The sequence below is a fragment of the Xanthomonas campestris pv. asclepiadis genome (assembly GCF_020784175.1).
Classification (GTDB): Bacteria; Pseudomonadota; Gammaproteobacteria; order Xanthomonadales; family Xanthomonadaceae; genus Xanthomonas; species Xanthomonas campestris_D.
The window spans coordinates 25588-46641 of record NZ_JAJGQM010000010.1 but is presented as its reverse complement, the minus strand read 5'-3'; the positions used below and the strand labels follow the sequence as shown (position 1 = coordinate 46641).

The following is a 21054-nucleotide window of genomic DNA, read 5'->3' as shown; positions in this document are numbered from 1 at the left end:
CAGCGTTCCCAAGGCAGGCGTAGCGATGGCATTTTTTGACCCGACAACCGACCGACTTTCTGGTGCGGTGTCCTTGCCGGTTGCGGGACCGTGTGGCGGCATGGATGCCGCCACCGAGCCTACATGGACGTACTTGCGGCGTGTCCCGCAAGCGGTAAGGGCACCGCGCCCTCGACTCACCGAGCTTTTGGCCTGAGCCCACCGCCTGACCGCATCCAGACGCCGCTGCTAAGCGGAAACTCGTCTGCTTTCTTGGCCTGACGTCGAGAGTGCGCACCGTCCGAATCTGCAGCTGCGCACATTCTTGCAACATGGATCGCGCGATCACGCCACGCCACGCGCGACAGGGCCGGCAGATCGCAGGCCTGCACACGCAAGCGCCGCGGAAGGACCGCTACACCAGCAACGCCTGCAGCGATGCCCGTTCCAGCTGCGCGTACAACGCGCACTCATCGTGTACCTGCGCGCCCAGCGCCTGTTCGAAGCTGCGCTTGCTCGAATGGGCGGCGTAGGCGCGTTGTTCGGCGCCGCCGAGATTGGACTGGAAGATGCCGGCCGCACTCACCGGCAGGAAGTCTTCATAGATGATCGGATCGGCACTGAGCAGACCGAGCGCAATCGCGGTTTCTGCCGGCATTGCCGCCACCTGGGCGGGGTCGGCACGTCCGGCCTCGGTCAGCGCATAGCGGAAGTAGCCCAGGCCTTCCTGACGCAGCACGGCTTCGTCGTCGGGAAACGCCACGAACGCGGTCTGCAGCCGCGTGGCGTAATCGGCGCCGGTGCTGCCCGCGCCATCGCTGTCGCGGGCCTGCGCCAAGAGCGCGTCGTACAGCGCGCGGCCCTTGGGCGTCAGTGCGAGTCCGCGCTGTTCGATCTCGCCGAAGCGTGCGGTATGCGTGCCGTGCTCGGCCTGCCCACTGTCGCCGACGAAGCGCACCGGCTCCTCCAGGGCCTTGAAGCTGGTCTGGCGCAGCAGGATCGGCACACGCCGACGCGGCGGCCCCTCGATCACCGCCTTGGCATCGATACCGGCGCGCTGCATCTGCGCCTGCGCCGCATCGATATCCAGCGTGCGTGGCGTCAGGTGGTTGATATGCGGCCCGTGGAAACTCACCACGTCGGCAATCAGCTTGTGCGCCTCGCTCAACGCGCGGTAGGTCGGCAGCGAGACCGTGGCATCGCCATGCCAGCGGAAGGTTTCCAGCGCTTCGGCCACGAACTGCTGCGCCTGCGCCGCTTCCAGCCCGCCGTGGCGCTCATGCTGCTCGATCAGCTCCAGCGCAGCGGCGGTGAAGATCTGCCGCTGTTCGAGGATCTGCGCCGCCTGCGCACGCAGCGCGGCGTCTTCGATCAATTCCAGCCGCAGCAAGGAAGTGAACACGCGGAATGGATTGGCCGACAGCGCCGCCTCGTCGATCGGGCGGAACGCGGTGGAATGCACCGGCACCCCGGCCACCGACAAATCGTAATACCCCACCGGATGCATGCCCATCACTGCAAACAGCCGCCGCAGCGTGGCCAGTTCCTGCGCCGTGCCGACCCGGATGGCGCCATGCCGTTCCAGATCCAGCCGCGCGCGCTCGTCATTGCGCTGCAGGCGCGCGGCCAGGGCCGGATCGGCGCTCAGGGTATCGGCGTTGACCTGCGCCACCAGCGTCATCAGGTCGCCGTACAACGGCACCTCGGCGCGATACATGTCCGACATCGCCTGTGCGAACAGGCTGCGGATGTGATCGGGGGAGACAAACACGGTATCGCGCATGGGCTGGTCTTGGCAGTGCCGGCCAACGCCGGCGTTGCGGCATTCTCGCCGACCGCGCCCCGCGGCGACCAGCTGCACGGCAGCATGCCGGCAAGCGCGTTGCCGCGCAGACAGCCGCGGAGCCGGCCGGTCACGACACGCCCTGCCGCTACGCAGGTTCCCAACCGGCATAAAAAACGCACCGAAACCGCCCGCAAAACGTAGTGAGCAGCGTCAGTTGGGTGCGGCCAGCACGTGCAAAACCGCAGCGTACGGCGTGGTCCATATCGATCCAAACGCCGTCCGCGCCCGCCTGGCGGCTACCCGGTCCTTTTGCCAGCTGCTCTAAAGGCCTGCTTGCGCCGCCGCCTCGGCCGCCTCGCTGGCCTGACGCGCGGCTTCCAGCCGTTGCGCGTGATCGCCGAGCTGGCGGCGCAGCAGCGCGTCCAGGGTGATCGGACGTTCCCAGCGGTCATAACTGGCAACGATGGCGTGCCGCAGCGCGCGCATATGCACGGTCTCCGGCGTGACCGACAGGCGCGTGATCACGCCTTCCCAGCCGTCATGATGGTCGCGGCTGTAGGCGCGCACAGTGTCGCGGCAGGACAACTGCAACGTCTGCGCCCAGAAACAGGCGAAATAGATGTCGCCGGCGTGCCAGCCATGTACCTGCAACAGCGCCTGCACATAGCCGCGCGGGGTCTCGGTATAGCGGGCAACCTCATCGATAAAACTGTCGGGATAGCGCTGCGCATAGCTGCCCATATCGGCAAGATGCTGGTCCACCCACGTATCGCCGGTGCCGGGCATCACCGCCGGAGCGACCTCCTGCGCAGGGATGCCGGCAGCCGGCGCCGGCACGCCCTGTGCCATTGCCAGCGCCGGAACCAGAAGGGCAGCCAGCAATGGCAGCGATCGCAACCGAGGTGAGCGTAAGACAGGCATGCTCCGATGATGCCGCATGCCCGCGCCGGTGTCAGGCCACACGCGTGTCAGCGCAGATCGTAAAAGCCGATGGAATGCACTTCGCGGCAGCCGCCCAGGTCGCAGGAGCCCACGTAACCGGGACCGATGTAACGCTGGCGCGCATCGCGGTTGTGCGGGCTGCTGTACGGGTCCGGCCCGTACAGGCCGTTGCCGTAGTAGATCTGCCCATACGGACGGTTGCGCGATGCACCAAACTGCAGCTCACGGCCATAGCCATAACCGCTATAGGCACCGCCATAGCGGGCATCGGAATATCGATCGGCCGAAAACGCAGAACCGCGATCGCCCGCAGTCGGGCGGGACTGCAATGTCGCGATGCTCTCGCCGTGCGCATCCACATAGCCTTGCTCCCGGTCGAAGCGCACGGTGCGGAAATACACGATCTCCCCGCCCACCTTGCGCATGCGAAGACGCACATAGTCGCCCGCATCGTCGTAGTACGGTTGCCCGTCGCGAAAGATCACCTCGCTCGGGTTGATGATTTCTTCTTCCAGCTCGGCCGCCGCAAGCGGCGTGGCGCCCACAAGTAGCCCCAGCGCGACGGCCAGCACTGCACGATGGATGACGGACAACATGTTCATGGGCAATCCCTCCAAGATCGGCCACGCACGCCTGGTGGCCGGAACGTCCTGTTGGCGGGCACTGCGATGTGCCCGCATGTTGATTCATAGCATCTGCAAACCAGCGCCTCAGTAACGCCCGCGCTGGCTCCTGCAGCCGACGTGGAAAATCCAGCCATTACCACGGCGGTGCGACGACCTAAGGCGAGTCGACACGGAGCAGGTATCCCAAGCGGCCGCGGCCGCTCCCCATACGCAGACGCGTGCCGTGGTGCTCAGCTTAGCGCGTGCTGCCTGGCCAATGCATCCAGTGCATGCACCGCCGCCGGCCAGCCGGCGGCGTCGGGCACTTCGCGCATGCGCGGCTCGTCGGCGGCCACCCCATGCTCCTGCTCGTGCGCCCAGGTCACCGCGTACGGGGTGTAGATCCCCCAGCCGCCGATGGCCAGCACCGGCTCCACGTCAGAGCGCAAGGAATTGCCGATCATCACAAAGCGCTGCGCCGGCAGGTCGAACTCGCCCAGCACGCGCGCATAGGTCTGGGGATCCTTTTTGGACACCACCTCCACGCGCGGAAACAGATCGGCCAGACCAGATTGTTCGATCTTCTGCTCCTGATGGAACAGGTCGCCCTTGGTGATCAGCACCACCGCATAGTCGGCGGCAATCGCGCTGACCGCCTCGCGCACGCCGGCAATCACCTCCACCGGGTGCTGCAACGTGGCGCGGCCGATCTCGACGATGCGCTGGATGTCGCGTGCATTGATGCGGGCCTGCGTCAGTTCGATCGCCGTCTCGATCATCGACAGCGTCATGCCCTTGGCGCCGTAGCCGAACACCTTGAGATTGCGCCGCTCCACCGCCAACAGATGCTGCTGCATGCGGCTGTCGCCCAGATCCAGGTAATCGGCCAGGATCGCTTCGAAATCCGCTTCGGCAGTGCGGTAATAGTCCTCGCTTTTCCAGAGGGTATCGTCGCCGTCGAAGCCGACCAGTTGGATCGCCTGGCCATCGCGCTGTGCAAAAGAGGTCATCGCGCCAGTTTAGCAGCGCACTGGAGCGCTGCTGCGATCAATCCCCTGCGGCATCGCCCGGACCGGGCTGGTAGCTGGCGAATTCGTCACGCGACAGGCTCCCGTCGCCATTGCTGTCGAAACCGGCAAAATTCTCGCGCAGGACAGGGTCGGCGCCGGCTTCGGCCACGGTCAACGAACCGTCGGCGTCGCTGTCCAGGCTACGAAACGTACGTGGCGCCAGCGTGCCGGCCTGAGGCGCCAGCGCGGCCTCCGCGCCGCCTTTGGCAGCCGATGGCGCTGCAGCATCGGCCGGTAGCAAGGGTGTGGTGGCAGGCGGTGGTGGGTCGATCGGCAACGGGGCCATTGCTGGTGCTGCCGCCCCTGCGGTCGAGGACCCTGCGCGCGGCGGGTTGGCGGGCGGCAACTCTGGCGGCGCCGCGAGTGCCCACAGTGGACTCGACAGGCCGACCAGTACGGCGGTACGCAGCAGCATGAGAATGTGCCGAAGAGACGAGCCCGCAAATCTAGCGCGGCGCACGTAAAGAAAACGGGAGCGACCCTGGCAGATCGCTCCCGCGTGTCCATCCTGTTACTTGGTCATGCATTTGCTTGTTGATACCGGGCATCCAAGGACGATGCCGCACATCGAAAAGAACGACTGCTCAAACGACTGCTACTGCGAAAGCTGCCTCCTGATATCGAAAAAACATCTCAGCAAACGAACTCACTACCTTGCGACCTGTCTACCTCAGTTGCCTTGCGAACTACTTCCCGCTGCGCCGCCCTGCTGCTTGGCGACAAACGCCTTGTATTCGTCCGGGGTCAGCTTGCCGTTCTTGTCGGAATCGGCGTCGTTAAAGATCTGCGCGAGCCCGGCGTTGACCTGTGCCTCCTGCGTGCTGATGGCGCCGTCGCTGTCGGTGTCGACGCTCGCCCAGGTCTGGCCGCCGCCGGACTGTGCAGGCTGTGCTGCGGTGGTGGCAGAACTTCCCGACTGGGCCGACGTCGCGGCGGCATCCTGCTGCGTACTCTGCGCCATGGCCGGCAGCGCCAGGGCGGCGGCAAGGGCGGCGGTGGCGGCGAGCAGCGAGGTGCGGTTGCGATTCTTCATTAGGGTGGTCTCCTTGGCTTGGGAATGCGCGGTGACGCCGCACATGACCCCACCTTACCCGGCCCGAATGAACGTAAAACCCGCTGCAATTTCGTGCAAAACATCCTCTTAACCACCTGCCGGATTTTTGCGCCTAGCCATCTGTTAGACATCGGTGAGCCAAACAGAAGCACCTCATTCAATGCGTGGAAATATGCGAACCATGCCGCATTTCAGCTTGTGGATTCAGGCATTCGGCGTCTCGTCATCCCAGCTCCCGGAACTGAACAGTTTCCAACCCACCACCACACCGGCGATCGCCCCGGCCACTTCCAGCACCACGCGCGACCCCAGTTCGTTGGGATCGTGGATCCTGGCCAGTGCCAGGCGCGCGTAGAGCGGCGACTCCAGCCGCACGATACTGGTATAGACGAGATTCCAGATGTCGTAGCCGCCGCCAATGGCGACCGCGAGCAGACAGGCGATGCCCAGCGTGTGCCCGTGGGTGAAGTGAAGACGCCGGCCAATGTGCTCGACCGCAGCGAAGACCAGCACGCCCAGCACCAACGCGATCAGGCCAGCCTCCAGCGAACCGAGCAGGCCGAAGTGCAAGGGCAGATTCATCGTGACGATCCAGGCAGCAGGCGCATCAGTCTAGCGGTTGCGGGCGATGGATCCCGGCCGGAGCCGCAGGCGCGAGCGGTGACGCGAACGAGGCTTGGCCGGAGGGTCGTATTGCCCGATCCTGCGATACGCCGCGCTCATGCATCGTCCTGCCCACGCGCACTCACCTGCGCCTCGCCTTCTTCGTCCCATTGCACGCTGACCGAGATCGGCTTGCAGCACACCTGGCAATCTTCGATGTAATGCTGGTCGCCGCCGGTCAGGTCCAGCGTCAGGGTGATCCACTCCCCGCAATACGGGCAGGCGATATCGACAAAGCGTTCCGGGTCGGACATGGCAATTCCTTGCAGCGGCTTGGGGTGATGAACAACATGGACAGTGCGGTAGCCGCGTCACCGCCTGCGGCGCGGCTGCTCAGTTGACCGGCACATCGAACGCGGTCTCCGGCATCGGCTCGGGGCGAAACGTGAAGTGCCACCATTCCATCGGATAGTTGGCAAATCCTTCAGCCGCCATTGCACGCAACAACTGCTGGCGGTGTGCACGCTGTGTCGGGCTGATGTCGCGCGCATCGGTATGCGCACGCGCATCGAAGAAATCGAAGTCGGTGCCCATCTCCACCGGCTGGCATGGGCCGTGCCGGCAGTCCAGCAGCCCCAGATCCAGCGTTGCGCCGCGGCTATGCCCCGAAGTCTCGGCGATGTAGTCGCCCAGCAGCGCGCGTTTGTCCACGCGCGGGTAGTACTGCGCCTTGGTCGACTGGTCCTGCAGATCCGCAGCCCAGGCCACGAATGCCTGCACCGCCCGCACCGGCCGGTAGCAATCGAACACCTGCAGTCGATATCCCTGGGCCTTGAGCGACCGCGCCACCCGCGCCAGCGCCTCCGCCGCCGGACGCAACAGATAGCACGTGGGCGCCTCATACCCCGGCACCACGCGCCCGGTGAAGTTGTTGCTGCCCGCATAACGCATGTCCACCGCAATCTCCGGCGCAAGGCCCTGCACATTGACCAGACCGGCTTGTGCGGCGGTTGTTGCCGGCGAGAGGATGGGAGCCGCTTGCACGTTAAGGCCTGCGCACAGAAGAACCAGCGCAGACACCTGCCACCCGATGCGCTGCAGTGTGCATGCGACGTGGTGCGATACGAGATTTACCGGGGATCGTGCTTGCGTCATGCACCAAGCATAAGCCACCACAAGCAGGCTGCCTGCACAGAAGCGCTAGAACAGGCAAAGCACGTGGCTCGCTTGACGAACAACGGCTCGGGACGGACAGACCGGATCGCGGCGCTCGCCATCTACACATCGACGCACTATCCCCCCTCCTGCGCGATCGCCAGTCCGGTCGAATGCCGGACTAGCGATTGCTGTCGCGCAGATTCGCAACCTGATGAGAGGTGCCTAGCGTGCAGGACCCGACTGCGTCTGCGCGGCCTGCGTGCGCTGCTGATCCTCCTGATTCTGCCGCTGCGTCTCGGCTGTGAGCTGTTGCTGACTCTGCTCCAGCGGCACCGATGCGGCCTGCTGCTTGTCCACGTAGGCACGATTCACATCGAGCGGGTTGTTGGGATTGCGCTCCACCGCAATCAACCCCTTGCCATTGGTGCTTGGCACCAACTCGTCGATACGTGACATCCCACTGACCTTGGCTTCGAATGCGATTTGGCCAGCGGCACGCTGCATTTCGTCGCGACTATTGAAGCCGCCGTTCGGCCCATGCTTCTGAAGATGTTCCACTGCCTGCTTGAGCAACGGATCTACTGGACGTTGCGCTTCGACAGCGGCGGAAGCGGGGAGCTTGGCCTCGCCACTATTCTTGGCCTGGCCCTGTTGCTTGCCGAGTGCTTCGAGCGTGGCCTTATCGGCAATGCCCGTCGGATCCATGCCCTTCTCACGCTGCAGGTTTGCCACCACTTCCTTGGTCTTGTCGCCGTAATAGCCGGTACCGGACAGCAACTTGCCGCTGTTGTCCTTTATCCCGAGTTCGATCAGGGCCTGCTGCATTGCCTTTACATCCGCACCTTGCTCACCCGGTCGCAACGATGTACGCGTTGGATGGTCCTGATTCTGCGACTGTGTCTGTTGCCTGTCCTGCAGCAGGTCGCGCGCCTTGGCGAATGGATCGGACGCAAACAACCTGGCGTTCTGGTTGTCGGCCAGATACTTGTCCAAAGGCATCGTATTGACACCCTTTGTGCCGCTGGACTGGCTGACCTGCAGCTCGCCGCTCTTGGGGTCGCGCACCACCATCAGGATGTGATCGATGCCCTTCCAGTGGTCGTGCCCCGAATTCCGGCTGGCATCCACGCCAATGACCATGCCTTCCTTCAGCGCACCGGGCTTGAACACGTCCTGGCCTTGTAGCAGCACGCCGGAATTGTCGAATGCTTTCTTGACGATGCCACCGGAGCCAGTCATTCCTTGCACCAGCATGTCCTGGCGGCCGAAGACGTCGCGGCCGGCCTTTTGATTGATTTCCCGCATGGTGGCGTTCTGCAACTCAGAGACCCAGCCGGAGCAGTCGATGTAGCCCTGTTCCAGGTGCTTGCCGTCCACGCCGGGATGGTAGAGCCTGTGGCCCTTGATATTGATCGCGTACTTCACATCGTCGTACTTGACGCCCATCTCATACGCGGCGGTGAGCTTGATTGCGTCTTGACCATCCTGCCCGGCCGCTGCAGCCGGATGCGACTGCACGCGGGCCGGCGCCACCGGCTGTTGGGACTGGCCCTCGGCAACCGGCTTGATGCCCTTTTCCGGGATGGCGATATGGTCGAACTTGGTGTCCCAGTACTTCAGAAAGGTCTTGGCCATGTCCTGATCGGACATCTTCTTGAACTCGGCCAGCGAGCTGCCGGTGTAAGCCTCAAACTGTTTGGCACCGGCCGCATCCTTTTCGCGCGGCACATTGTTGATGATGTTCGCGCGCGTGTCTCCGCGCGCGAAGCTGCCGTCGGCAACCGCCTTCTGGATCGACCGATAGCCGGCAGCGCCCTGCTGGTGCGCCATGTACATATCCAGCCCATCGGGCTGCGGTTTGCCGGACAGGTACGGACGATTGTCTTTATCGTGCTGGCGGGTCAGTGACCTCGCATTGTCCTGATATAACCGCGCCGCGGCATCGGTATTGGCCACCGCATCCAGTTCACGGCCGCTGATGCCGTAGGCTGCGGCGGTACCAGGAGTGAACTGGAACAAGCCCTTGGCGCTGTTCGGGCCACGGCTGGCCTGCTCGTCGAACCTGCCGCCGGTTTCGACATAGGCGAAACGCATGAAATCGTCGACTGGAATATGGCGTTCCCTGGCCTCACGCTCGATGATGTCGAGGTTCTCGGCCTTCGTGTAGTCGCGTGCCATCTCGTGTTACTCCTTGAGGTTGATATACGGCGCTGGGCGCCGACAAGGTCAACCGAGCTCGTCCATGAGCTAATTGGTGTGCGGTCAACAAGACTGTTCGGTGTTGCAAGTCGCGGGTTCTTGCTGCTGCCGAGGCGTCGCTCCGTGGAGCGGCGCACCGACCGATTCACTTCACTTCTTTCGGCAGGTACTGCCCGCTCGCCTGGTCGTATACGTAAATCACCGCATCGGATGCATCGAGCATGCGCACCTGGCCAGGGCCGGAAATAACCGTGCCCTGCAACGTCACGTGCATGGCCGGCATCCGCTCGCCGGGCACCGGCTGGAAGCTCAGCGTGCCGCGGCTGGAGACGTGCGGAACGCTACCCTCTTCGTCGCTACTGAGCTCGTTGTCTTCGCCGGCTGCAAGCGTTCCCCGGTAGACCCAGCCCTGGTAGTCGCCCAGGTCGTTCTTGTCCGGATCGAAGGTAAATAGCGCAAAGCCGAAGCTGGTGACGCCATTGCCGAAACTGGAGGTCGGCACTGCCAACAGCAAGTGACCGTTGTCCAGGATATGCCGCTGCGCCTTGCGCGTTTCGTCGACCGCGTCGGCGCGCTCGTCGCCGCCGAAGCGGCCTACGTACTGTTGCGCGTGGAACAGCATCCACGGCCGCTCGCTGTCCGGCGCGGTCAGCAGAAACGTGGCCTGCCTGATCGACACGCCTTCGCCCGGATCCGGAAAGGTCTCGGCTTCGTCATTGCCGTACTTGTTGGGCGTGGCGTAGGCGAAACCGGTGTAGTAGTGCTTGCCGTCCAGATCGAAGTGCTGGCCGTGCCAGAAACTGGCAACAGCACCGTTATCGATCTCGTACGAGAGCGCGCCGTCCCCATCCATGCCGTAAATCAGGTACAGCACGCTGCCCGGGTAGGGCGGTGCCACAGTGACGGCAACTTTAGTGTCGTTGGACATGTGCAGAACATCCTGTATGTATTGAAGAAGCCGGAAACACAACCGCAATCCCGACACGCCATGCCGCGTTATCCGGCAAGCCGCCCTGCTACGCATAGCGGACATAGCCCGACCCGCAGAGACGCAGCTGTCGCAGACGCGGCTTCGGACAGAAAACGGTGAGTTGCGATCCGGCCCCAAGGCAGGGGCGGTGATGGCGATTCGCGCATGGCAAGCCGCAAGCCGGCGATCCACTCCGGCATTTCGGGCGAGTGCAGCATCCATTGCCGCTCGCGAATGACTCGCCTGATCATCAGGCCCCGTGGACGAATCTTATCCAGTTCCTGCGCCCGAAACCAGCCGGCTCTGCCGGCAAGTCCGCGTTCCGTGCCGGACCACAACAGACCGGCACGCGGGCAGGCTCAGCGATCCAGCGGCGGCGTGTACTGGTGCTTGGCGGCGTCGTAGGTATAGGTGACCACGTCGGCGGCGCCGAGGCTGCGGACCTTGCCGGGGCCTGCAATGGCGGTGCCACTCATGGCCACACTCAGGGCCGGCATCGATCCACTGCCGGGTTCGAAGCTCAGCGTGCCGGTGCTGGACGCGCACTTCATGTTGCCCTCATCGTCGCAGGCCGCGCTGTTGTCTTCGCCGGTGGCCACGGTGCCCAGGTAAACCCAGCCCTTGTAGTCGCCCATGTCATTCTTGTTCGGATCGAAGGAAAACAGCGCAAAACCCAAGCTACTGATGCCGTTGGCGAAGCGCGTGGTCGGCAGCGCCAGCAGCAGGTGGCCATCCTTGGTCTCGGTGCGCTGCGGCTTGCGCGTCTGGTCCAGCGTGTCGGCCTTCTCGTTGCCGCCGAAATCGCCGGCCCATTGCTGCGCATAGAACAGCACCCATGCCGGTTTGCCACCGGCATCGTCCAGCACATAGGTCGCTTGGCTGACGCTGACGCCGACGGTAGGGTCCGGAGAGTCCTCTTCCTCGGATTTGCCGTACTTGCCGGGGCCCGCGTTGGCGAAGCCTGTGTAGTACTGCTTGCCGCCAAGGTCGAAGCGGTAGCCGTACCAGAAGCTGGCCAAGGCGCCGTTGTCGATGGTGTACGACTCCGATCCATCGCCCTTCATCCCATAGATATCGGCAAGCACATGCCCGGGCGCTGGCACCTCGGCATCGACCATTGCAGGACTCGCCGCCGCTAGTGCAGCAGCAGGAGCGCTCTGCGAGGGCGGTGTCTGCACGTCTCCGGGCGTTGCGTCGGGTGTCTTGGTGCAGCCGCCGACTATCAGGATCGTAGCGGCCCACAGGGCAGTCTTTCCTAGCCTCATCACACGACGTCCTTCAAGAGTTTGGGCGAGCGGATGCTACCAAGAATGTGGTCGGGATCCAGTCCACACAGCGTTCGTAAGGGCGACGGAAAACGATCAGACTGGATTGCTACGGCGCATCCGGTTCGATGGGCACCGACGGAAGCTGCAATTGCCGCGCTGGTCGGGTCAACGCATGCAGGATGCGCACATCCTCGGCATCCAGCGTGCGGGCGTCGCTGCCGCGGTAGTGATGATGAAATGCCTGCAGCGTCGCAGCGGGATCGTCGAGGCTGTAGCCGAGCAGGGCCAGCGCCTGCCAGGGATCGAAGCCTGCCGGCGCGGCGGGGGCGTCGGCGGCAGGCCAGCGGCCGAAGCCGGCGTCGGCCAGGCGCTTCCACGGAAACAATGGGCCGGGGTCGTTCTTGCGGGTCGGGGCCACGTCTTCGTGGCCGACGATCTGGGTGCGCGGGATGCGCAGGCGGGTACACAGGTCGTCCAGCAACACCAGCAGGCTGTCGATCTGGGCGGGCGCGAACGGCTCGCTGCCGTCGTTGTCCAGCTCGATGCCGATCGAGGCGGAGTTGATGTCGGTGATGGTGCCCCAGCGCCCGGCACCGCCGTGCCAGGCGCGCTGGTCGTCGCTGACCAGTTGATAGCGTGTGCCATCTTCGCCAATCAGATAGTGCGCACTGACCCGACCGCCGCTATTGCGCCCGCGCAGCGTGCCCAGGCTCTGCGGCACCGATTGCTGGTCGGTGAAGTGCAATACGATCAGGATCGGCCGCCGCGCGTCGTAATTGGACGAGGGCACCCACCGGGCCAGTGGATTGCGCTGCGGCGCATGCGCACACGCACCCAATGACAGCACCACCAGACACAGCGCGGCGCGTAGCCAGGGCAATGGCGATGGCGTGGAAGCAGATGACATCAAATTCTCCTGGCGAAACGACAAGGGGCGTGCGCTGTGCCTGCGCCCCCGATGGGCCATACATGCGACACGCCCATTATCTGCCGGGCGGGCGATGGCGTGCGTCACGCCACTGCGGCCGACGGCAGGCAGACTGCACGGGCGCAGGTACTTCCGAACCGGCTTAGCCCTCTGCACCATGCGACACGCACCGGGGATAGGTGCGCATGCGTACACTACAAGCCGGCGCAGCTGTCGCACCTCCACACGGCGCTTGCGGTCGTGGTTCCTCGCACAGATTTCTCGTCAGTCGCTGCACCCCTCAAGAGTCTTCTTCATGCCATTGTCGCGCTGCCTGCTGACGTTGTTGCTGCTGGTCATCGGCCCGCCCTGCGGTGCCGATGCGGCAACCCCTGCCACCCCAATGCCGCAAACGGCACCATTTGCGGCCAGCGATGCACAGTTGGCGGCCGATGACTGGATCCAGCGCAGTCGCAACGCGCAAACGCTGCGCATGACGGCCGCGCAGATCGCCAGCTTCAATGCGCGCTTGCTGCGTGACGATGGCTCCATGCACGACCTGTCGCAGCTGGCCGAGGTACTACCGGCCGCCGAGATACGTGCGCGCATCGAATCACTATCGGCCACACCCACGCGTGCGCTGTACGACAGCGATGGTCGCAGCATCGATACCTCGCGCCTTGCGACGCTGCGCCACGCCCTGGCGCTGGAGGCGCTGCCCGCACAGGTCACGCCACGGTTTGCCCTGGTGGTGCGGCGTGCGGCACTGCGTACATTCCCCACCGCGCAGCGCGTGTTCACCACCACCGACGACCACGATATCGACCGCTTCCAGGAATCGGCGCTCTATCCCGGCACCCCGGTGGCGGTGCTGCATACCAGCGCCGATGGCGCATGGCACTTTGTGCTGGCGGCCAACTACGCGGCCTGGATCGCCGCCGACCGGATTGCCCTGGGCACACGGAGCGAGGTGCTGGACTACGCACAACGCCGCCCGCGACTGATGGTCACCGGCGCACGCGTGCAGAGCGCCTACACCCCGGACGTGCCGGCCATCTCCGCACTGACATTGGACATGGGTACCAGCGTGCCGCTGCTCGGCGACTGGGCGCCGCAACAGCCGGTCAACGGGCAGCTGCCGCAGGCTGCCTATGTCGTGCAGTTGCCGCTGCGCGGCAGCGACGGGCGTTTGCAGTTGGTGCCGGCACTGATTCCGCGAGGCGCCGACGTGCGCATCGGTCCGCTGCCGGCCACGCCCGCAGCGTTACTGCGGCAGGCGTTCAAATTCCTCGGCGAACGCTATGGCTGGGGCAACGATTACGATGCGCGCGACTGCAGTGGTTTCGTGCTGGATGTGTATCGCAGCCTGGGCATCGCATTGCCGCGCAATACCGGCGACCAGGCACGCAGTCCGGCACTGCTCGGCGTTCCGTTTCAGACGCAGGCAACACTGGCGCAGCGCCTGCAGCAACTTGCACAGCTGCAGGTCGGCGATCTGATCTACATCCCCGGTCATGTGATGCTGGTAATCGGACACGAGCGCGGTCTGCCATGGGTGATCCATGATGTTGCTGGAGCCTATTACCGCGACGCGGCCGGCAACGTGCAGCGCGCGCGTTTGAACGGCGTGTCGGTGACGCCGCTGCTGCCCTTGCTCGCCAGCGACGGCACGCCGTTCGTCGATCACATCACCCGCATCCAACGCATCGCACCGATTGGCTCCCCATGAAGATCACCGGCTTTCGCCTCGGCATGCTGCGCGTGCCATTGAAGACCCCGTTCAAGACTGCAGTACGCACCGTGCAGGCGATCGAGGACGTGGTGGTACTGCTGCAGACCGATAGCGGCCACATCGGCTATGGCGCTGCGCCGGCCACCGCTCCAATCACCGGCGATACCCACGGCTCCATTATCGCCGCCATCAGCCATTGCATCGGCCCGGTGTTGATCGGCCAGGACGTGGCCGATCTCAACCGGCTATGCGCACTGGTGCAACATGCGCTGGAGCGCAATACCAGCGCCAAGGCGGCGGTGGAGATCGCGCTCTACGATCTGTGGGCGCAGGCCTTCGGCACCCCGCTCTACCGGGCGCTTGGCGGTGGCACGCCGCGCATCACCACCGACATCACCATCAGCGTCGATAGCATCGACGTGATGGTGGCGCAGGCGCAATCGGCGCTCGCACGCGGCTATCAGTCGCTGAAGATCAAGGTCGGCAAGGACAGCGGCTCGGACGTCGAGCGGATCAGGGCGATATATGCCGCTGTCGCTGGTCGCGCATCGCTGCGCCTGGATGCCAACCAGGGCTGGACGCCCAAGCAGGCGGTGCGCACCATGCGCACGCTGGAACACGCGGGCATCGTGATGGAACTGGTGGAACAGCCCGTCAAGGCCGCGGACATCGACGGACTGGCGTTTGTCACCACACGGATCGACACACCGGTGATGGCCGACGAAAGCGTGTTCTCACCTGTCCAGGTGATCGATCTCATCCAGCGCCGCGCCGCCGATATCGTCAACATCAAACTGATGAAGACCGGCGGGTTGTCCAGCGCGATCCGCATTGCCGATATCGCGGCCTTGTACGGCGTGCCGTGCATGATCGGCTGCATGATCGAATCCAGCATCAGCGTAGCCGCGGCAGTGCATCTGGCGGTGGCCAAGGCCGACAGCATCACCCTGGCGGACCTGGATGCGCCCGCACTCGGGCAGTTCGATCCCACCGAGGGCGGCGTGCATTTCGACGATGCCCAGATCCATATCGACGACTCGCCAGGCCTGGGCATCCGCCGCATCCACGGGCTGGAGCTGTTGCCGGGCTAACGCGCCATTTGGATATTCCCAAGCCGCGTCGGTCGGTCTGTCGAGCGCGCAGTGCCCTCGCCGCTCTCGGGACACGCCGTGAATCCGTCCCTTGAGGCTCGGTGGCGGCATCCATGCCGCCACACGGTCCCGCAAACGGCGAGGGCACCGCACCAGAGAGTTCGTCGGTTGCTCTACTGAAACCATGCATACCCACACTCTCGAATGGTCTCAGCCGCTCCAAGGCCCGCCAAGCACGCACAGGAACATCGCGCACGCATGCACTACACAGCTGCGTTGCTGGGTACAGTAGCGATAAGGTGTTGGTCAGCAATGCAGTGTCGAGGCACCGCACGGTCGCCGCCAACAGCCGATCGACTCAACGCAGCTCACCCTGCCAGACCCATTCTCCCGGAGCCTGCATGCGCCTTGCCACCTTGTTTCGATCCGTTGCGCTGTTGGCACTGGCAAGCTGCAGCAGCCTTGCCGTCGCTGCCAGTCCAATCGATGCCCTGAATCAAGCGCGCGCATTGATCGTGGTGACCACGCCGGATTGGGACAGTACCCAGGCACGCCTGCAGACATTCGCCCGTGTGGACGGCCACTGGCAACCGGCCGCACCGGGCTTCGCGGTCGCGCTCGGGCGGCATGGCAGCGCCTGGGGCGATGGCCTGCATCCCGCACAGACGCAAGGCCCGCAGAAGCGCGAAGGCGACGGCCGCAGCCCGGCCGGCGTGTTCGCGATCGGCCCGGCCTTCGGTTACGCCAAAGACATCGACAGCGCCATGCCGTACCAGGCGATGCGCGCCACCCACTACTGCATGGATGTGCCGAATTCGCCGCTGTACAACCGCATTGTCGACGCCGCGCAGGTCGGTAAGGAAGCAGTGGCCGGGTCGACCGAACCGATGCGCCTGGACCTGCAACATCCCGGCGATGCACGTTACAGCGAGGGTTTTGTGATCGCCCACAATCCCGATGCGGTTCCCGGACGCGGCAGCTGCATCTTCGCGCACCTGTGGCGCACGCCGGGCCAGTTCACCGCCGGCTGCACCGCGATGGCACCGGCCGATATGCAACGCCTGCTGGCTTGGTTGAAGCCCGACGACAAACCACTGTTCGTGCTGTTGCCACGTGCCGAATACGCACGTCTGCAGGCCCGGTGGCAGTTGCCCGAATTGAAGGGGGCTGGACGATGAGCACCCCGGCTCCCGCACCCGATTCCACTGGCCTGGTTCGCGTGGTCAGCCGCTGGCAGATCGTCGGCTTGTCGATCAACGATGTCATCGGCAGCGGCATCTACCTGCTGCCGGCAGCCACCGCTGCACTGCTGGGGCCAATGAGCCTGTGGGCGGTGATGCTGGCGGGTCTGGCGGTGGCGTTGCTGGTGTTGTGCTACGCGCAGGCGGCGAGCTATTTCGACACCCCGGGCGGCAGTTATCTATACACGCGTGAGGCGTTCGGCCCGTTTGTCGGCTTTCAGATCGGCTGGATGATCTGGCTCACCCGCATCAGTTCGGCAGCGGCATTGAGCAACGGCCTGGCCGATGCGGTGGCGCGGTTCTGGCCAACCGTGGCGACCGATCACTGGGCGCGCTTGCTGGTGGTCGTTGGTTCCCTGGGTGTGCTCACTGCCATCAACGTGATCGGCGTGAAATCGGCTGCGCGTACCGGCATCGCGCTGGTGATCGGCAAGCTGGTGCCGTTGCTGCTGTTCGTGGCAATCGGCGTGTTCTACGTGGACTGGTCGTGGGCCTTTGCCGGCACCACACCGGACCTGCGCGATCTGGGCAATCTCGGCGAAGCGGCCTTGCTGCTGCTGTTCGCCTATGCCGGCTTCGAAAACATCCCTGCGGCCGCTGGCGAATACCGCAACCCGCGTCGCGACGTGCCGTTTGCGCTGATCACCATGATCGTCACCGTCACCTTGATCTATGCGGCGGTCCAGGTCGTCGCACAAGGCACGCTGCCCAATCTCGCCGACTCGCCCATGCCCTTGGCCGATGCCGCAAGCCGTTTCGGCGGCGAAGCGCTGGCACTGATCCTCACCGTGGGCGCCACCATTTCCATCCTCGGCACCACCAGCAACACGGTCATGCTCGGGCCGCGTTTTCTGTTCGCGCTGGCACAGGATGGCTACGGCCCCGCATTCCTGGCACGTGTGCATCCACGCTTCCACACCCCGGCAGCGGCGGTGCTGACCCAGGGGGTGCTGTCGCTGGCACTGGCGGTGTCGGGCTCGTTTACGCAGCTGGCATTGCTGTCGATGGTCACCCGGCTGTTTGCCTATATCGGCACGGCCGCAGCAGTGATCGTGCTGGCGCGTCGCTACCGGCAACGCACCGATACCTTGCGCCTGCCCGGCGGGCCGGCCATTCCCATTGCAGCGCTGCTGCTGTCGCTGGGCCTGCTCGCCAGCGCCAGCTGGCAGAACTTGGCGGCCGCCGGTGTGGCATTGCTGGTGGGATGGTTGATTTACCTGTTCCCGCGCAAGTCTGCGTAGCGGTTTTCGCAGGACGCTCGCACAGCGATCACGCACGACTAACCGTGCCCGTCCAAGGCTGCAGCTCTCACCTGCATGGGAGCTTGCGATGAAACTGCGCCGTGTCTACAGCACGCCCGATATCGAGAGTGCGCAACGCGTCATGCAGGCCGCACGCAGCGCCGGCATCGACAACGATGCGCTGTCATTGATTGCCCGCTCGGATATTGAACTGGAAGGCATTCCCGATGAGCGCAAGGACGCCAAGACGGATTTTCTCCCTGCTGCAGCGCGCGGCGCGGCGACGGGTGGTGCTGCGGGTCTGGTTGCCGGGCTGGTTGCCATCGCCGTGCCTCCAATCGGGCTCACCATTGCCGGGGCGGGCGTCATGGCGCTGGCAGGCGCGCTGGTTGGCACCTGGTCGTCTGCACTGATCGGCGCCACCGTGCCCGATCCGGTCCGCCGCCAGTTCGAGGACGAAATCCAGGCAGGGCGCGTGCTGGTCATCATCGACGCCGACGAGCCATCGCTGCAGCATGCCGAGGCCAGCCTGAGTGCAGCCGGCGCCACACCGTTGCCGTATGAGGCCGCATCGGTAGCGACGTGATACGCGCAAAGGCGGGCTGACGTTGTCAGGGGCGCAGCGTGCGGCAACTGCAGCGCGGCGCGCCAGACAGCGCTGCCAGTCGCAGCATGTCTTGATGCCCTCCTCACCCGCCCTGGCAACGGATTTAACACCTTCCCGCCTAGGTTAGGTCGCACATTCACCACGGAGACGAGCATGAACGTGCCGTATCAGATTCCGGGCCGCGCGCCGGACGAAGACCGCAGCCAGAACGTATCCAATTATTGGCGCGAGCGCTTCACCGAAGAATCGTATTACACCGAAGGTGACCGCTACGAGGATTACGAAGGCGCTTATCTCGCAGGACACGAGGCACGTATCCGCGAAAACGCACGTGCCTATGATCAGGTGGAAGCCGAGTTGCACCGCGAATGGGAGGCCAACCGCGGCACCGACGGCCTGAGTTGGAGCAAGGCGCGTCACGCGGTCAAGCGTGCCTGGGAAAATGCGGCAGACTTCGTCACCGGCGACAACAAGTCCAAGCCCTGAAGACAACAACGCCACCGTCGAGGTGGCGTTGTTGTATCCGCATGTGTGTCAGTGTCAGTCCAGTGGCGGCGGTACCGCGCGCACCGGATGCGACGCGTTGTCGACATCCATCGCATCACGGGTATTTTTCTGTACCGCAACTGCGCCAAACAGACTCAAGGCATAGGCCATCGCATAGAAGCCTTTTTCGCTCAACAACAGCGTTGCGTTGATCAAGCCGATTGCCAACAGCAAAAGCGCGATGATCAGCGAGAACCAGCAGATCGCGTAGTACAGTCCCGTTACCGGAATGCCATCCGCACGGTCACGCACGCTCTTTTGCAACGACACCGATGCGAACAGGCCAAATAACAGCAGCGTGAAGTAGTAGCCTTTTTCGTTGAGCATCATCTGCGCATTCCACAACCCGATCAGGTAGGCAGCGCTGCCCAGTAGTAACGCAGCCCAGGATGCGGCGATAAAAGCAGGCGAGGTTTTTTGCGTGGCAGCCATGGAAACTCCTTTTCATGGTGGGCAGTAAAGTGGGACGCATACGTCTCACAGAGAAAGTGATCTACGACAAGGCGGCCTTGAAGGCGTCGTGTAAGGTACTTGAAAACCCGACGCGGGACACGTTGCGGGAGGGCTGCAGCGTGACCGCGCCTCATCCCCTGGAGGACCACATGTCTGTCCGACGTCTACTTGCCCTGGCCTGCTCGGCCACGTTATTCACCACCACTGCCGCATGTGCTGCGCCTGCGGTCGCGCCGGCCGCGGCCATTCCCAAGGCGCAGTGGCCGTTCCAGGCCACCACCGTTGCCGATTTCGACGAACCCTGGGCGATGACCTTTCTGCCCGATGGCAGTCTGCTGGTCAGCGAAAAACGCGGTGCGTTGATGCGGCTGGACCCCAAGACCAAGCGCAAAAGCGCCATCACCGGCATTCCGGCAGTGGCCTACGGTGGCCAGGGTGGCTTTGGCGATGTACTGGCGCATCCGCGCTTTGCCAAGAATGGCCTGGTCTATGTCAGTTACGCCGAGCCTGGGCAGGGCGATACCCGCGGCGCAGCAGTGGCACGCGCCAAGCTCACGCTGGATGCCAGCGGCGGCGGCACGCTGTCGGACTTGACGGTGATCTGGCGCCAGGATCCCAAGGTCACCGGCAACGGCCACTTCGGCCACCGACTCGCCTTTGGCCCGGATGGCAAGCTGTGGATCAGCTCCAGCGAACGCCAGAAGTTCACTCCCGCCCAGGACATGCAAGCCAATCTTGGCAAGCTGATCCGTCTCAACGATGACGGCAGCGTGCCGGCCGACAACCCGTTCGCTGCGCAGGGCGGCGTTGCCGCGCAGGTGTGGTCGCTAGGTCACCGCAATATTCTCGGCCTGGCCTTCGACGGCAAGGGGCGCCTATGGGAGCACGAGATGGGCCCGCTTGGCGGCGATGAATTGAACCTGATCCAGCGCGGCGCCAACTACGGCTACCCGATCGTCTCCAACGGCGATAACTACGACGGCACCCCGATCCCGGATCACAACACCCGCCCGGAATTTGCCGCGCCCAAGATCAGCTGGACCCCGGTGATCTCGCCAGCCGGCTTTGTGATCTACAGCGGCAAGCAGTTCCCGGCATGGCGCGGCAACGGCTTTATCGGCGGCTTGTCGTCGATGGCGCTGGTGCAGGTGTCCCTTGGCGATCAGCCACGCGAGCTGGCCCGCTACGACATGGGCGCGCGCATCCGCGAAGTGGAGCAGGGGCCGGATGGCGCGCTGTGGTTGCTGGAAGACGAAGCCAGCGGCAGCACCGGGCGCCTGCTGAAACTGACGCCCAAGAGCAAGGCGGCGGTCGAGAACGACGCGTAATTGCGCGGAAGTGCGTCCAGGGGATCGTGCCACCGCCACACGTCAACCGCGTGCTGGCGGTGGCCACGATTTTCAGCGCGAAGCCGCCTTCAACCAGGCGCGGCGCCTGTCGCGATACCTGTACAACTCCGCGAACCCGTGGCACCACAGGCAAGCGACGCACCTACATCCTTTGTGACGATGACGGTGTGCCCTTCGGTCACGTCCGTCATCGTTCAATCTGGAGCAGCCGCTGCCGCCGCACGCCGCTGCCCATCCTGCGAGTGCGCCACAC

Annotated in this window: 21 protein-coding genes; 7 read left to right on the top strand and 14 right to left on the bottom strand. The window is 64.4% G+C overall.

Annotated features, from left to right (window positions below):
• Window positions 1-394: 394 nt before the first annotated feature.
• From hglS to LL972_RS07055, 13 genes are all read right to left on the bottom strand, one after another.
• A complete protein-coding gene (hglS, locus tag LL972_RS07115; protein WP_228326980.1) occupies window positions 395-1762 on the bottom strand; it encodes a 2-oxoadipate dioxygenase/decarboxylase HglS in 1368 nt (455 codons plus the stop codon).
• Between the two features lie 324 nt (window positions 1763-2086).
• Window positions 2087-2704, bottom strand: a complete 618-nt coding sequence (locus LL972_RS07110) for a hypothetical protein (protein WP_228326979.1) — start codon at window positions 2702-2704, stop codon at window positions 2087-2089.
• Window positions 2705-2733: 29 nt separating this feature from the next.
• Window positions 2734-3309 (bottom strand): hypothetical protein, encoded by a 576-nt coding sequence (locus tag LL972_RS07105; protein ID WP_228326978.1) that lies wholly within the window; start codon window positions 3307-3309, stop codon window positions 2734-2736.
• Window positions 3310-3563: 254 nt separating this feature from the next.
• Window positions 3564-4322: an HAD family hydrolase gene (locus tag LL972_RS07100; protein ID WP_228326977.1), complete on the bottom strand. Its 759-nt coding sequence runs from the start codon at window positions 4320-4322 to the stop codon at window positions 3564-3566.
• 37 nt (window positions 4323-4359) lie between these two features.
• Window positions 4360-4797, bottom strand: coding sequence for an EF-hand domain-containing protein (locus LL972_RS07095; protein WP_429002126.1), 438 nt, complete (start codon window positions 4795-4797; stop codon window positions 4360-4362).
• A gap of 255 nt (window positions 4798-5052) precedes the next feature.
• Complete coding sequence (locus tag LL972_RS07090; RefSeq protein WP_228326976.1) at window positions 5053-5415, bottom strand: EF-hand domain-containing protein; 363 nt, start codon at window positions 5413-5415, stop codon at window positions 5053-5055.
• Window positions 5416-5640: 225 nt separating this feature from the next.
• Window positions 5641-6018 (bottom strand): hypothetical protein, encoded by a 378-nt coding sequence (locus LL972_RS07085; RefSeq protein WP_228326975.1) that lies wholly within the window; start codon window positions 6016-6018, stop codon window positions 5641-5643.
• 137 nt (window positions 6019-6155) lie between these two features.
• Complete coding sequence (locus LL972_RS07080; RefSeq protein WP_006449379.1) at window positions 6156-6353, bottom strand: CPXCG motif-containing cysteine-rich protein; 198 nt, start codon at window positions 6351-6353, stop codon at window positions 6156-6158.
• Between the two features lie 79 nt (window positions 6354-6432).
• On the bottom strand, window positions 6433-7083 hold the full coding sequence (locus tag LL972_RS07075; RefSeq protein WP_429002125.1) for a M15 family metallopeptidase: 651 nt from the start codon (window positions 7081-7083) through the stop codon (window positions 6433-6435).
• Between the two features lie 336 nt (window positions 7084-7419).
• Window positions 7420-9375 (bottom strand): peptidoglycan-binding protein, encoded by a 1956-nt coding sequence (locus LL972_RS07070; RefSeq protein WP_228326973.1) that lies wholly within the window; start codon window positions 9373-9375, stop codon window positions 7420-7422.
• Window positions 9376-9541: 166 nt separating this feature from the next.
• The gene (locus tag LL972_RS07065; RefSeq protein ID WP_228326972.1) at window positions 9542-10324 is read right to left on the bottom strand and encodes a hypothetical protein; all 783 of its coding nucleotides are present in this window, start codon (window positions 10322-10324) and stop codon (window positions 9542-9544) included.
• A 401-nt stretch (window positions 10325-10725) separates the two neighbouring features.
• Complete coding sequence (locus LL972_RS07060; RefSeq protein ID WP_228326971.1) at window positions 10726-11631, bottom strand: hypothetical protein; 906 nt, start codon at window positions 11629-11631, stop codon at window positions 10726-10728.
• A 109-nt stretch (window positions 11632-11740) separates the two neighbouring features.
• A complete protein-coding gene (locus LL972_RS07055; protein ID WP_228326970.1) occupies window positions 11741-12541 on the bottom strand; it encodes an N-acetylmuramoyl-L-alanine amidase in 801 nt (266 codons plus the stop codon).
• A gap of 316 nt (window positions 12542-12857) precedes the next feature.
• Here LL972_RS07055 and LL972_RS07050 point away from each other — a divergent pair, with 316 nt between their 5' ends.
• The 6 genes from LL972_RS07050 to LL972_RS07025 all read left to right on the top strand — a co-directional run bounded on the left by LL972_RS07050 (window position 12858) and on the right by LL972_RS07025 (window position 18939).
• The gene (locus LL972_RS07050) at window positions 12858-14270 is read left to right on the top strand and encodes an SH3 domain-containing protein (protein WP_228326969.1); all 1413 of its coding nucleotides are present in this window, start codon (window positions 12858-12860) and stop codon (window positions 14268-14270) included.
• On the top strand, window positions 14267-15364 hold the full coding sequence (locus LL972_RS07045; protein ID WP_228326968.1) for a dipeptide epimerase: 1098 nt from the start codon (window positions 14267-14269) through the stop codon (window positions 15362-15364). Before LL972_RS07050 ends, LL972_RS07045 begins: the two co-directional genes overlap by 4 nt.
• Window positions 15365-15765: 401 nt before the next feature.
• Entirely contained in the window at window positions 15766-16542 is a 777-nt protein-coding gene (locus LL972_RS07040; RefSeq protein WP_228326967.1) for a L,D-transpeptidase family protein, read from the top strand.
• Window positions 16539-17846: an APC family permease gene (locus tag LL972_RS07035; RefSeq protein ID WP_228326966.1), complete on the top strand. Its 1308-nt coding sequence runs from the start codon at window positions 16539-16541 to the stop codon at window positions 17844-17846. The genes LL972_RS07040 and LL972_RS07035 overlap by 4 nt, the downstream gene beginning before the upstream one ends.
• Before the next feature lie 88 nt (window positions 17847-17934).
• Window positions 17935-18432, top strand: coding sequence for a hypothetical protein (locus tag LL972_RS07030; RefSeq protein WP_228326965.1), 498 nt, complete (start codon window positions 17935-17937; stop codon window positions 18430-18432).
• Window positions 18433-18606: 174 nt separating this feature from the next.
• The gene (locus tag LL972_RS07025; RefSeq protein ID WP_228326964.1) at window positions 18607-18939 is read left to right on the top strand and encodes a hypothetical protein; all 333 of its coding nucleotides are present in this window, start codon (window positions 18607-18609) and stop codon (window positions 18937-18939) included.
• 54 nt (window positions 18940-18993) lie between these two features.
• Here the strand turns inward: LL972_RS07025 and yiaA are convergent, their stop codons facing one another.
• Window positions 18994-19431 carry an inner membrane protein YiaA gene (gene yiaA / locus LL972_RS07020; RefSeq protein ID WP_323134209.1) on the bottom strand — a complete coding sequence of 146 codons (438 nt, stop codon included), beginning with the start codon at window positions 19429-19431 and terminating at the stop codon, window positions 18994-18996.
• Between the two features lie 170 nt (window positions 19432-19601).
• Here yiaA and LL972_RS07015 point away from each other — a divergent pair, with 170 nt between their 5' ends.
• Complete coding sequence (locus LL972_RS07015; RefSeq protein WP_228326963.1) at window positions 19602-20780, top strand: PQQ-dependent sugar dehydrogenase; 1179 nt, start codon at window positions 19602-19604, stop codon at window positions 20778-20780.
• Window positions 20781-21054: the final 274 nt, after the last annotated feature.